The following is a 12,606-nucleotide window of genomic DNA, read 5'->3' as shown; positions in this document are numbered from 1 at the left end:
CATGCATCGCGCTTTTCCGGTGATGACCGCCCTATTGCTGTCCGCCCCGATCCGGGCCGGGGAGATTCAGCCCTTCGAGGCCCACTATCATCTCACCATCGACGGCTGGCCCAACGCCGACATGACGCATCAGCTCGAGCACGATGAGGGTGGCTGGCGCACCACCATGCACGCCTCGGTCAAGATCGCCACTGCCTATGAGTACAGTCGCTTTCAGCTGCGCGATGACACCGTCGTATCGCCCTGGAGCTTTTACAGCCGCTATCGTCTGTTCGGCTTTGGGGATACCTATCGACTCGACGACGGCCAGCTCTCGCCGCTTCCCGACCGGCAGGCAGCCCTGTTCGCCCTGAGTCGTCAGGCCTTTGACGCTCCTTCGTGTCGCGGGCGCAGCGCCGACCCCTGCACGTTTCAATATGTTGATCACAAGGAACGCGAACATGACATGGCCTGGCGAGTGATCGACGACCCGGAGATGCCGGTGCCCGAGGGACGCTGGCCCACGCGCCATGTCGAGGCCTGGGACGAGGACAGGCCCGACCGGCGCCTGCATTTCTATTTCACCTCGCGCTATCCCGGCCTTCTTGTGCAGACGGACTACTTCCGCGATGGCACACTGAGTGCACGGCTGCAGCTTATAAAGCTGGAGACGCCATAGGGAACAACATCCAATACTGATACCAGGGAGGGAACATGCTGGAACCACATCTGACATTGACCATGGCGCTGGGGGAAGGACCCCACTGGGACGGCCACCAGCAGTGTCTTCACTGGACCGACATCCTGGGCGGCGAGCTGCACCAGCTCGACCCGGAGTCCAATGAGCACCGGGTCTGGCGCTTTGACGAGCCGCTGGCCTACGCCGTACCCGATGACAAGGGCGGGTACCTGGGCGCCTTTCGTTCGGGGCTGTGGCATATCGATGAGCACGGCCATAAACAGCACCAGCTCGTCGAGGGGCCCCAGAATCCGGACATCAGCTGGTGCAACGATGGCCACTGCGACGCCCATGGCCGGCTGTGGTTCGGCACCAAGCACGCCGAGGAGTCACAACCCACCGCGGCGCTTTTCAGCTATCAGGGCGAGCTGACCCCGCACGTCGATGGCGTCACCATCTCCAACGGTCTTGCGATCAGCCCGGACAACCACTGGCTCTACTTCAGCGACACGCCGACCCATTGCATTTACCGCTATCCGCTGGATATCGAGCAGGGCACGCTGGGCACACCGGAGCTCTTTGCCGACACCCGGGCGCTGGCCCTGCCGGGCTCACCGGACGGTGCCGCCGTTGATGAGGCCGGCCACTACTGGGTGGCCATGTACGGTGGCGGCGTCGTGGTGCATCTCGATGATCGCGGCACCGTGGTGGAAACCCTGCCACTGCTGGCGCCCAACCCGACCAAGGTCACCTTCGGCGACAGCGACCTTAAAACGCTCTATGTCACCTGCGCCCGTCAGGGCATGGCGCAGACCACGCTGGATCAGTATCCCGATGCCGGCTCGCTCTTTTCCACGCGTGTGGAGACACCGGGCCTGCCCGGACACCGCTATCGGAATGCCCGCCACGCCGGCCTCTGACGCGCCGCCTTCCCCGATGCGGCGCGGCCGTATCGGGGCCCGAGCGTGACAGGTTTCTATCAATGCTGCGCCTGCGAGAACCGCATGACAGAGACTGCCTCCCCTGACGCCACCCATGTGGCCGACCATCTGATCCAGCAGATTCTTGACGGTCGCTATCAGCCGGGCGATCTCATCCCCGGAGAGCTGTCGATCTGCCGGCAGTTCGGGCTGAGTCGCAACGTGGTGCGTCGTCATCTGGGCGCACTGGTCAGCGGCGGCATCATCGAGCGCATTTCCGGCCACGGCTCCCGCGTGCGCGAGTTTTCGCAGTGGCACATTCTCGACCCGGCCGTGACGGACTGGCTCACCCGCTTTGCCGGGCCACATCTGGAGATCCAGCGCGAAATCCTGAGCTTTCGCCTGACGGTCGAGCCCTGGGTGGCCATGATGGCCGCCGGCAGCGCCACCGCCCGGGATCTGGTTGCCATCGAGGAAGCCTTCGAGGGCATGCAGCGTCATTATCGGGAGGAGGACACCACACATCACGACCACTGCGATGTCTCCTTTCACGTCGCCATCTACTACGCCACCCACAACATCGTCTGGTCCCAGCTCTCCCATGTGCTGCGCCCGTCCATTCACCTGCTGGTGTCCCACAGCAACACGCGCACGCGCGACCCGGGCCAGAGCCTTGAAAGCCATCGCCGCCTCATGGACGCCATTCGCATGCGCCAGCCCGACGAGGCCTATCACGCCGCCATTGCCGTGCTGGAAGATACCGCCCGTGCCCTGGACATGGCCGTCACGCCGGCCCCGGCACCGGCGCATCTGCCCCTGAGGGCCCCGCATGCCGATTGAAGGTGTACCGCTGGGCACGCCCGTCGTTGGGAGAGCAGGCATTGACGGCCTGAATATCCTGACAGGGCATTAAAACGCCGCCATGGGGCGGCGCCGCGGCGTCACGCCGTTACGAAACGGTGGGCAGCCCCCTGGACGGGACGAGCCTGCGATCGGTGCTCAAACGTCGCTTCACTCATGGCATTTCGAGCAATATCGTCACTGACCGTGTAGTGGGCGATCAGCGAATCCATTTCGATGGCCTGATCATTGAGCAGTCTGCTGGCGGCCGCGATTTCCTCGACCAGTGCGGCATTGCGCTGGGTGGTATCGTCAAGCTGGGATATGGCCTCGTGAATCTGACCCACGCCATCGGCCTGCTCCGAAGCAGCCGTTGCGATTTCAGCCACGAGTGTCGCAACGTCGCTGATGCGCATTCGAACATCGTTCAGCGCCTGGTGCGTCAGGGTGACACGCTGGTTGCCCGCATCGATGGCTTCGGTGCTCTGCTGAATCAGGGTCCTTACCCGTCGCGCTTCTTCAGCACTGCGCCCGGCAAGCTGTCGCACCTCTGCGGCCACGACCGCAAAGCCCCGACCCTGCTCTCCTGCGCGTGAGGCCTCGACCGAGGCATTCAATGCCAGCAGATTGGTCTGGAAGGCAATACTGTCGATGGCACTGACGACATCGGCAACCTGTCGATTGGTGTCCTGAATCCGGGTCATGGCGTCGCGAGTGCCTTCGGCACTGGTGAAGGCCCGGGTTGATTCCTGCTCGGCGTGTTCCGACAGGCTACGGGCCTGAGCAGCGTTGGCCGCGGTCTGACGAACCGTTTCGGTGATTTCGGTCATGCTGGCGGCCGTCTCCTCCAGGGAAGCCGACTGCGCTTCGGTGCGGCCTGCCAGATTCACATTGCCCTGGGCGATTTCGTGGCTGGCCTCGCTGACGACACGGGCATTGCCCTTGATATTGCCAACCAGACGCTCGGTTTCCTCGCTGGCAGTATTGTAGCTGCTGTAAAGCTGCGACAGTTCATCGCTGCCCGGCACGGTCAGACGTCGGGTCAGGTCATTGCCGCGATGCCTGATGACGTCAAGCGCTGCCATGAGGGGCCGATTGATGGTTCGAACGATACGCCAGGTCAATGCCAGCGTGACCAGCAGCGCCGCGATCGAAAGGATGGCATAACGCCACAGACTGGTGGTCGCTTCAGAGTGCAACTGCTCGACTCTGGAAAGGATATCGGCCACCGCCTGATCCTCGATGCGCTTCATCAGCGCCATTTTGGTGGCCAGTAGATCAAACCACTCATCGGGAGAGCGGTTAAATCCGCCAACGTCGAGTCTGGACATGATGCTCTGTCGTATATCGTGAATTGCCCTGATATCCGGTGAGGCCATGAGGTCGTGGTAGCTTGCCACAGTGGACGGATTGGCCAGGGCCTGGAAGGTCTCGAGATAGGCGCGTTCGCGGCCGATCAATTGCATCCATATGTGCTGCAGGGGCAGTGGCATTTGATCCATGGCCAGAGAACCCGCGATCAGACCCCGCTCCATGCCGGTCAGGTCCTTGGCAGCGAGCAGGCTGTAATAGGCGGAAATGCTGCCCGCAATATCTGCATCCGTGGGCAGGTGAGAAACCTGTCCGACGATATCGATCAGGGCCGTCGTCCTGAGCGTGTAGGTTTCGGAAGCCCTGGCGGGGCTGATCCGGCCGGCGTCAACGTCATCTCTCAGGCCCTTGAGTCCGGCAAGCGAGGTTCTGGCGGCATTAACGGGCGCTGCAATGGCGCCCCCCTCCGAGGCAGAAGACACCTCTTCCAGCGAGTCCTGCCAGCTCTGCAGCGCGGCATTGACCTGCGCCCTCTGCTGTTTGAGTGCATCGCCGTACTGCTGGCGCTCGGTATCCAGATAACCGCCCGAAAGCGTTCTCTCGGCCTGCAGGCCGTGCACCAGATCGCCTGTTCGCTGTGCAATGAGGGTGACCGTCGTCAGATGGTCGGCCTCCTGGATGGTTGACCAGCGCTCGCTGATGCCAATGATCGAGAAAATGGCCACGGCCAGAATGGGGGTCCCCAGAGCAAGCAGAAACTTGCTGGCCATGGGAAGGCGATAAAGAAGTTTCATGATCAAGCGCTCATTAGAATGGAAAGAGAACCGGCCAATAGCTCCTCCACTATCGGTGACTCCCGGGAAAACTTGACGGTTACCGGGGCTGGTTCTTCTCATCCCTGTTCCGGCTCGATGAAAAGCTCCATACCTTGTCATGTTGCTGTCTGACGCCAAACGTGATGGCTGAAGCGGCAGGCCACATGTTTCGAGTCAATGTGGCCGCTGCCCGCTGCCGCCAATTCGTTACCTCCCACGGCGTATTGTCCACGGCTCCGGCCGGCAGCCCTTACCCGGCGCATCGATGGTTTTTGACCTCTTCTCCCCGGGCCACCCCCGGATCACAGGGCCAATGCCCGTGTGTCGATTCGACCACGCCGCGCGTCAGCCGAACCGCCTCCTCGGGGTCATCAAGGCCCGTGCCATGCCGCCTGCGCGCCTGGACCAAGGTCGAAACGGCCAAAGTCCATGTTGAACATTTCCGGTAAATGTCCAACATACCACTTTTGCTGTGGTCCCCCGGCCTGTCGGATATGCCGTGATCTCCCGGGGAGCGACCTGCCCGAAGCGGATACGGCTTCTATACTGGCCGGCAATCGTTACGACGACACGCTTTTGTACCCCAACGACCGTGGAGTGATTCATGCCCTTGCACTGTGAAAGCGACCGGATCGGTCAGCATGATGATGGCACCCCCTTCGAGCGGTTCAGACTGCGCAACAGTGCCGGCATGCAGGTGGATATCCTCGATCATGGCGCGACCCTTCAGGCGCTGCGGGTGCCGGATCGGGAAAGCGGCGAGCCGGTCAATCTGGTGCTGGGCTTCAGTGATCCGACACAGTATCTGAAACCGCACCCCTATTTCGGCGCGGTAGTCGGACGCTACGCCAACCGCATCGGCCGGGCGCGCTTTGACCTCGATGGCCGGACGTTTCAGATCCCGCCCAACGAGGGCGACAACGCCCTGCACGGCGGTCCGAAGGGCCTGAGCTTTCAGCGCTTTGAGGGACACCTGTTCGAGGACAGCGATCGGGTCGGCGTGACCCTGACCCATCGTTCGCCCGATGGCGACATGGGCTTCCCGGGGGATCTCGACGTCACGGTGCACTACAGTCTCGATGAGGCCAATCGGCTCACCATCGACTACGACGCGCAGAGCTCGAAACCGACCGTGGTCAGCCTGACCAACCACGCCTATTTCAATCTGCGCGGTCGGGGCGACGTGCGCGATCATCGGCTCGAATGTGCTGCCAGCCATTATCTGGTGCTCGACGATGAATCGATCCCCACCGGCACGATCGCGCCGGTCGAGAATACGCCCCATGACTTTCGCACCCCGACCACTCCGCGCGAGCGTGAACGGGTGCCGAGCGAGCAGCTCGAGCGTGCCGGCGGCCACGATGTCGCGCTGGTGCTGGATCAGACCCCGCTCGACCGCCCCCGGGCAACGCTTGCCGAACCGCACAGCGGTCGGCGTCTGGCGGTCTTCACCGACCAGCCCTCGCTGCAGCTCTATACCGGCATTGGCCTGGATGGCACCCTGCCCGATCACGACGGCCATCCGATCGAGGCCTTCGGCGGGCTGGCCCTGGAAGCACAGCAGTTTCCCGATGCGCCCAACCACGGCCATTTCCCCTCGACACGGCTCGAGCCGGGCGAGCGCTATCGCCAGCACACCTGCTACCAGTTAACGTTTTAACCCCGGCCCGGGCGGCCGCGACAGCCGCCCGAGCCCCTTATCGAAAGAGACCGAGTCATGACCACCATCGCCATTGCCGGTTTCGGCAAGATCGCCCAGGATCAGCATCTGCCGGCCCTGCGGGACAATCACGATTTCGAGCTGACCGCCATCGCCAGTCGCCATGCCACACTCGAGGGCGTCGAGAACCATCGGGATCTCGACACGCTGCTGGCGGCCAACCCCGACATCGAGGCCGTGGCGCTGTGTACGCCGCCCCAGGTGCGCTATGGCCAGGCGGTGGCCGCCATCGAGGCCGGCAAGCATGTGCTGCTGGAAAAGCCGCCGGGCGTGAGCCTCAGCGAAGTCGAGGATCTGGTGCGCCGCGCCGAGCAAAAGGGCGTGACGCTCTACGCCACCTGGCACGCCCGGGAAGCCGCCGGCGTCGAGACAGCGCGCGAGTGGCTGTCGACGCGCCGCGTGACCGGCGTGGATATCCAGTGGCGCGAGGACGTGCGCCAGTGGCACCCGGGCCAGCAGTGGGTCTGGGAACCGGGCGGTCTGGGCGTCTTCGACCCCGGCATCAATGCCCTGTCGATCGTCACCCGCGTGCTGCCCGAGGCCTTTTTCCTGCGTGAGGCCACGCTCGAGGTGCCGGAGAACTGCCAGTCACCGATCGGCGCAACGCTCGAATTCACCGACGTTTACGACACGCCCATTCACGCCGATTTCGACTGGCGCCAGACCGGGCCGCAGACCTGGCGGATCACGGTCGACACCGATGAGGCCACGCTGGTCCTCGATGCCGGCGGCAGCCATCTGACCATTGACGGCGAGACCGTGGTGGACGGTGAGGATGTCGAATATGAAGGGCTCTATCGGCGCTTTGCCGAGCTGATTCGCACCGGCGAAAGCGATGTGGACGTGGCGCCGTTTCGCCACGTGGCGGATGCCTTCCTGCTGGGACGGCGTCACAGCGTCGAGGCCTTCATCGAATAACCCCGACCTGACAAGAGGCCCCGGAGGCATCTCTGCCGCCGGGGCCTTGTGTCATACCAGGGTTGACTCACGTCGCGATCAACGACCGCGACGACGCAGGAGACAGGCTAGTCGAGCGCCTCGAGCTCGTTGACGCACTGATCGATGACGTTATCAAAGGATTTCGAGATATCGATGCTGATCGCCTCGTCACTGCCCGGCGGCTGCAGGGTATCAAACTGGGTCTGCAGCATTTCCGGTGAGAAGAAGTGCTGGCGCTCCTGCATGCGCTGCAAAATGGTGTCGTAGCTGCCATCCAGAAACAGAATGACCAGCTCGGGATCCCCCTGACGCAGGATGTCACGATAGGATTTCTTCAGCCCCGAGCAGCCGATCATGACGCTCTTGTCATCCCGGCGATGACGGGCAAACAGGTCCGCCAGCGCCTCCAGCCAGCCCTGACGGTCCTCATCCGTCAGCGAAATGCCTTCGGTCATCTTTTCGATGTTTTCCGGTGGATGATACTTGTCGCCGTCGATGTATTCACACCCTGTCCTGTCGGCCACTTCCTCACCGATGGTCGATTTGCCGGATCCGGAGACCCCCATGATCAGGATGCGCCGCGATTGCCGATGACGCTGATCGAACTGTTTTACCATGCCGGGTCTCTCTTTATGAGGGTAAGGGCGTCACTGCGCGTATTAACGCAACATTCTTGCAAAGGCATTATGGGGTTACAACCGACCCTTGCTTCGGGACGACTTTCGCCTATAAGACCTTCGTCCAGGACCACGCCTGCCAACGACTTCCGCAATGGCCGCAAAGCCGCGTCGGAGAGGGCTTCAGCGCCTATCCGCGATCACGCTGATACCCCAGCCGGTCTGCCACGCTGCCAAAGGCGTCCAGATCCTTTTGCCCGAAAAAGCACAGTGTTGCGGTCAGCTCTCCCCCGGGCAGTCTGTCGGCCATCACGCCCAACACCACTTCGCAGGCCTGATCGAACGGATAGCCATAAACGCCGGTCGAGATCGCCGGAAAGGCGATGGTGTGCAGCCCCTGCTCGCGTGCCAGCGCCAGCGACTGTCGATAGCAGCTCGCCAGCACCCCTGACTTGTCGATCGTTTTGGCATACACCGGCCCCACGGTGTGGATCACATGGTCGGCCGGCAGGTTGAACCCCGGCGTCAGCGCCACCTCGCCGTCCGGTAGCCCCTCCGGCCACTGATCGCGACGCAGGGCTTCACAGGCCCTTTTGAGTTCGGGGCCGGCGGCGCGATGAATGGCGCCATCCACACCGCCGCCGCCCATCAGGGAATGATTCGCCGCGTTCACGATGGCATCCACTTCCAGGGCCGTGATATCGCCCTGCATTGCCTGCAGCCTGCCGTCCATCCAGCTCATGGTCGTTGTCATGGCATCTCTCCCGAAGCCGTCAATGAAAACCCTCATCATTATGGGCGATGGTCCCCGAGCCGGGACAATACTCCCTCCTGCCATGGTCCAGAACGACCGGGGTTACCGCGGCGGCAGTTGAAGACCATCCATAAAGGCTGTACGTTGATTGAACAATCAATCAATAAAAACTCTGGATCAGCGCCCTCGTGATCCCGGTCAGCTGTGAGAATACGACCCTGGATCACGAGGGCGACGTTCATGAGTGACTCATCACTGCATCGGCAACGAGGAGACTCCTTCGATGAGCGTCCATCATATTGATACGCCCGAACAGCCCCGTGACGGTCTCAACCCGGTCGTCTTTTATGGCTCCGCCCTGTGTATCGTGGTCTTTTCCCTCTGGGGCATGCTGTTTACCGATACCGCCAATACCGTCATCTTTGCCGCCCTTGAGTGGATCAGCAATACCTTTGGCTGGTACTACTTTCTGGCCGCCACCCTCTATCTGGGCTTTGTGATTTTTGTTGCCGCCTCCCGCTTTGGCAGCATCCGCCTGGGCCCGGAACACTCGCGCCCCGAGTTCAGCCTGGGCTCCTGGGCGGCGATGCTGTTTGCCGCCGGCATCGGCATCGATCTGCTGTTTTTCTGCGTGGCCGAGCCGGTGACCCAGTTTCTGGCCCCACCCGTCGGGGAAGGCGGCACGCTGGAAGCCGCTCGCCAGGCCACGGTCTGGGGCATGTTTCACTACGGCATCACCGGCTGGGGCATGTACGCCCTGATGGGCATGGCGCTGGCGTATTTCAGCTACCGCTACAACCTGCCGCTGACCATTCGCAGCGCGCTCTATCCGCTGTTCGGCCGCCGCGTGGACGGCCCCATCGGCCACACGGTGGATATTGCCGCGGTCATCGGCACGGTCTTCGGCATTGCCACCAGCCTCGGCATCGGCGTGGTGCAGCTGAACTACGGCCTGAGCTATCTGTTCGATTTGCCCCAGAACCTGTTCATTCAGGGGTCCCTGATTGCCCTGTCGGTCATTCTGGCCACCATTTCGGTGGTCTCCGGCGTCGACAAGGGCATCCGACGCATCTCCGAATTCAACGTGCTGCTGGCGGTGGTGCTGCTGCTCTATGTGCTGTGGGCCGGCGACACCGTCTTTCTGCTCAATGCGCTGGTGCTCAACGTGGGAGACTACGTCAACCGCTTCATGGGCATGACCCTCAACACCTTCGCCTTCGATCGCCCGACCGACTGGCTCAACACCTGGACGCTGTTCTTCTGGGCCTGGTGGGTGGCCTGGGCACCCTTCGTGGGGCTTTTTCTGGCCCGCATCTCGCGCGGGCGAACCATTCGCGAATTCGTGATCGGCACCCTGACCATCCCCTTCATCTTCACCCTGATGTGGATCTCGATTTTCGGCAACAGCGCCATCCAGAGCATCCTTGACGGTGCGACCGCGTTTGGGCAGATCGCCATGGAAAGCCCCGAGCAGTCCATCTACGGGCTGCTCGAACAGTACCCGGGCGTACTCTGGACCGCCTCGCTGGCAACGCTTCTGGGCATGCTGTTCTATGTCACCTCGGCCGACTCCGGCGCGCTGGTACTGGGCAACTTCACCTCACGGTTGTCCAGTGTCCACCATGATGCGCCCACCTGGCTGCGCATCTTCTGGTCGGTCGCGATCGGGCTGCTCACCCTGGCGCTTCTGATGGCCGGTGGCGTATCGGCCCTGCAGGGCATGGTGGTCATCATGGGGCTGCCCTTTTCGTTCGTGATCTTTTTTGTCATGGCCGGACTCTATCGGTCGTTCAAAAGCGAAGCCTTCAAGGAGGACAGTCACCGCGCCAGCCTGGCCGGCCGCCTGTCGGGCCGCATGCAGACAGGCAGCGAGCGCGGCTCGCGCCACTGGCGCCAGCGTCTCAAGCGCTCCATGTACTTCCCCGGCCGGCGTCAGGCCAGCACCTTCATCAACCTGACCGCGCGCCCCGCCATGGACGCCGTGGCGCAGGAGCTGTCGGAACAGGGGCTCGAGGCCGAGGTCATCAAGGCTGACGGCGAGGAGCTGCATCTGGAGCTGAACGTGGCCCTGGGCCGCGAGCAGAACTTCACCTACCAGATCTGGCCGCGCGCCTTCCCGATGCCCTCCTTTGCCCGTCGGGCCAACGAGACGCAGTCACGCTACTACCGTCTCGAGGCCTATCTGCTGGAGGGCAGCCAAGGCTACGACCTGATCGGTTTCAGCCAGGATCAGCTGATCAACGACATCCTCGATCAGTACGAACGTCATCTGCAGTTTCTGCACATGAGCCGTGAAGCGCCCGGCAGCGCGGCCAATATTCCGGATGACCCCACCATGCCGCCCGCGCCCTGAGGCAGGGCACCGCCAACGCAAGGGGGCCGCCCTCGCCGGGCGGCCCCTTGTCATTTCTGCAGTGTCAGCACGCTCTCAATGCGCCTCCTGCCGGCGCAGTCGCGGGCTCAGCCACTCGCCGAGCATCACAAACAGCGCCAGCGCCGCCAGCCCCCAGGGCCACTGCGTGGCAAGCTCCAGCGTCATGACCCCGAGCGCATCGATAAAGATCACCACGATCGCCAGCGGACAGACATAGCGAATCATGAACAGCCACAGGGCATGGCCGACCCCGTTCAGCCCCAGCTCGTCGCGCATCAGCCGGTCCCTGAGCACAAAGCCTGCCAGTAGCGCCAGACCCAGTCCGCCCAGCGGCATCAGAAAGCGCGAGGTCAGGTAGTCCAGCCAGTCAAAAAAGGTCCGCCCGCCGAGCGTCCAGTCCGCGCCCAGGTTGAATGACAGCATGGCCAGCGTGCTGACCAGCCACAGCACGATGCCGGTGCCCCAGGCCGCCCGGTTGCGGGCCAGGCCATGGCTTTCCACCAGCCACGCGATCGTGGCCTCGATCATCGAGATGGACGAGGTCAGCGCCGCCATGGTCAGCATCACGAAAAAGACGATCTCCAGCAGCGTCCCCAGCGGCATCTGGGCAAAGGCCAGCGGCAGGCTCATGAAGATCAGCCCCGGACCGCTGGCCGGGTCCATGCCGTTGGCAAAGATGATCGGAAAGATGGCAAGGCCTGCCATCAGCGCCACCAGGGTGTCACAGATCGCCACCGTGAAGGTCGTGCGGACGATGGAGGTGCCCGCCGGCAGATAGGCGCCGTACGCCATGATGGCGCCGGCCGCCAGCGACAGGGTGAAAAAGGCATGCCCCATCGCCGCCAGCAGCCCCTCGCCGGAAAGCTGGCCGAACTCGAAGGCAAACAGGAAGTTCACCGCCTGCCCGAAGCCCCCGGAAAACATGCCAAAGCCGATCAGAATGGCCAGCATGATCACCATGCCCGGCATCATCCAGCGCACGTTGCGCTCGATGCCCTCCTGCACGCCCTTGCCCACGATCAGCATGGTGATCAGCGTCACCAGCGTGCTCCAGAAGCCGAGGTTGAGCGGGCTGGCGTTGTTGTCGGCAAAGATGGCCGCCATGCCCTCGACGCTGTCGGCGGCAAGGCCGCCGGTGATGGCCTTCCAGAGATAAGAGAGCGACCAGCCGGCCACCACCACGTAAAAGCTCAGGATCATGAAGCCGCAGATCATCGACATCCAGCCCAGCGCCGCCCAGCCCGAGGCGCCGCCGGATTCGGCCACCACCCGCTTGACGGCTTCGACCGGGCTGCCGCGCCCGCGCCGCCCGAAGGCGATCTCGGTCATCATCAGGGGCACCCCGATGGCCGCGATGCACAGCAGATAGACCAGCACAAAGGCGCCGCCGCCGTATTCACCGGTCATGTAGGGGAATTTCCAGATATTGCCCAGTCCCACGGCGGAGCCGGTCGCCGCCAGCACGAATCCCCAGCGTCCGGCCCAGAGCACACCGCCGGTGCCATTGCTTGTTGTCATGTGTATCCCTGTCTGTTGTCGGCCTTGTGCGGCCCTCTTGTCGATCAATCCCGCATTGTAAGGGTCTCGCCCCCCTTTTGGCCCGACACCGTCATGATTTTCCCGTGAAGCGCCCAAAAAAAGGGCCCCATCGGGGCCCC

The 12,606-nt window shown here is 63.0% G+C and carries 10 protein-coding genes; 6 read left to right on the top strand and 4 right to left on the bottom strand.

The window, feature by feature from the left end; all coding sequences use genetic code 11:
- Position 1 precedes the first annotated feature (1 nt).
- From M1D97_RS04765 to M1D97_RS04755, 3 genes are all read left to right on the top strand, one after another.
- Positions 2-658 (top strand): hypothetical protein, encoded by a 657-nt coding sequence (locus M1D97_RS04765; RefSeq protein ID WP_456269600.1) that lies wholly within the window; start codon positions 2-4, stop codon positions 656-658.
- Between the two features lie 35 nt (positions 659-693).
- On the top strand, positions 694-1,578 hold the full coding sequence (locus M1D97_RS04760) for an SMP-30/gluconolactonase/LRE family protein (protein WP_456269599.1): 885 nt from the start codon (positions 694-696) through the stop codon (positions 1,576-1,578).
- A gap of 84 nt (positions 1,579-1,662) precedes the next feature.
- Entirely contained in the window at positions 1,663-2,418 is a 756-nt protein-coding gene (locus M1D97_RS04755; RefSeq protein ID WP_456269598.1) for a FadR/GntR family transcriptional regulator, read from the top strand.
- A 101-nt stretch (positions 2,419-2,519) separates the two neighbouring features.
- On the opposite strand, the gene M1D97_RS04750 is transcribed toward M1D97_RS04755, so the two are convergent.
- Entirely contained in the window at positions 2,520-4,523 is a 2,004-nt protein-coding gene (locus M1D97_RS04750; RefSeq protein WP_456269597.1) for a methyl-accepting chemotaxis protein, read from the bottom strand.
- Between the two features lie 625 nt (positions 4,524-5,148).
- Here M1D97_RS04750 and M1D97_RS04745 point away from each other — a divergent pair.
- Both M1D97_RS04745 and M1D97_RS04740 read left to right on the top strand, forming a co-directional pair.
- Positions 5,149-6,204, top strand: a complete 1,056-nt coding sequence (locus M1D97_RS04745; RefSeq protein WP_456269596.1) for an aldose epimerase family protein — start codon at positions 5,149-5,151, stop codon at positions 6,202-6,204.
- Positions 6,205-6,261: 57 nt separating this feature from the next.
- Complete coding sequence (locus M1D97_RS04740) at positions 6,262-7,182, top strand: Gfo/Idh/MocA family protein (protein WP_456269595.1); 921 nt, start codon at positions 6,262-6,264, stop codon at positions 7,180-7,182.
- A gap of 107 nt (positions 7,183-7,289) precedes the next feature.
- On the opposite strand, the gene M1D97_RS04735 is transcribed toward M1D97_RS04740, so the two are convergent.
- Both M1D97_RS04735 and M1D97_RS04730 read right to left on the bottom strand, forming a co-directional pair.
- Positions 7,290-7,820 (bottom strand): gluconokinase, encoded by a 531-nt coding sequence (locus M1D97_RS04735; protein ID WP_456269594.1) that lies wholly within the window; start codon positions 7,818-7,820, stop codon positions 7,290-7,292.
- Positions 7,821-8,010: 190 nt separating this feature from the next.
- A complete protein-coding gene (locus M1D97_RS04730; protein WP_456269593.1) occupies positions 8,011-8,574 on the bottom strand; it encodes an O-acetyl-ADP-ribose deacetylase in 564 nt (187 codons plus the stop codon).
- 283 nt (positions 8,575-8,857) lie between these two features.
- On the opposite strand from M1D97_RS04730, the gene betT reads away from it, so the two are divergent.
- Positions 8,858-10,927 carry a choline BCCT transporter BetT gene (gene betT, locus M1D97_RS04725; protein WP_456269592.1) on the top strand — a complete coding sequence of 690 codons (2,070 nt, stop codon included), beginning with the start codon at positions 8,858-8,860 and terminating at the stop codon, positions 10,925-10,927.
- A 75-nt stretch (positions 10,928-11,002) separates the two neighbouring features.
- On the opposite strand, the gene M1D97_RS04720 is transcribed toward betT, so the two are convergent.
- Positions 11,003-12,466 carry a sodium-dependent transporter gene (locus M1D97_RS04720; RefSeq protein WP_456269591.1) on the bottom strand — a complete coding sequence of 488 codons (1,464 nt, stop codon included), beginning with the start codon at positions 12,464-12,466 and terminating at the stop codon, positions 11,003-11,005.
- Between the last annotated feature and the right edge of the window lie 140 nt (positions 12,467-12,606).

The sequence above is a fragment of the Kushneria sp. AK178 genome (genome assembly GCF_053903105.1).
Note: the sequence above shows the minus strand (reverse complement) of the source record. Positions and strands in the feature narration are given on the sequence as shown.

Excerpts from the sequence above, each read along its gene's own strand:
- M1D97_RS04755 (WP_456269598.1), top strand. The coding sequence starts at position 1,663 with ATGACAGAGACTGCCTCCCCTGACGCCACCCATGTGGCCGACCATCTG.
- M1D97_RS04720 (WP_456269591.1), bottom strand. The coding sequence starts at position 12,466 with ATGACAACAAGCAATGGCACCGGCGGTGTGCTCTGGGCCGGACGCTGG.
- M1D97_RS04730 (WP_456269593.1), bottom strand. The coding sequence starts at position 8,574 with ATGACAACGACCATGAGCTGGATGGACGGCAGGCTGCAGGCAATGCAG.
- M1D97_RS04740 (WP_456269595.1), top strand. The coding sequence starts at position 6,262 with ATGACCACCATCGCCATTGCCGGTTTCGGCAAGATCGCCCAGGATCAG.
- M1D97_RS04765 (WP_456269600.1), top strand. The coding sequence starts at position 2 with ATGCATCGCGCTTTTCCGGTGATGACCGCCCTATTGCTGTCCGCCCCG.
- M1D97_RS04750 (WP_456269597.1), bottom strand. The coding sequence starts at position 4,523 with ATGAAACTTCTTTATCGCCTTCCCATGGCCAGCAAGTTTCTGCTTGCT.
- betT (WP_456269592.1), top strand. The coding sequence starts at position 8,858 with ATGAGCGTCCATCATATTGATACGCCCGAACAGCCCCGTGACGGTCTC.
- M1D97_RS04745 (WP_456269596.1), top strand. The coding sequence starts at position 5,149 with ATGCCCTTGCACTGTGAAAGCGACCGGATCGGTCAGCATGATGATGGC.
- M1D97_RS04735 (WP_456269594.1), bottom strand. The coding sequence starts at position 7,820 with ATGGTAAAACAGTTCGATCAGCGTCATCGGCAATCGCGGCGCATCCTG.
- M1D97_RS04760 (WP_456269599.1), top strand. The coding sequence starts at position 694 with ATGCTGGAACCACATCTGACATTGACCATGGCGCTGGGGGAAGGACCC.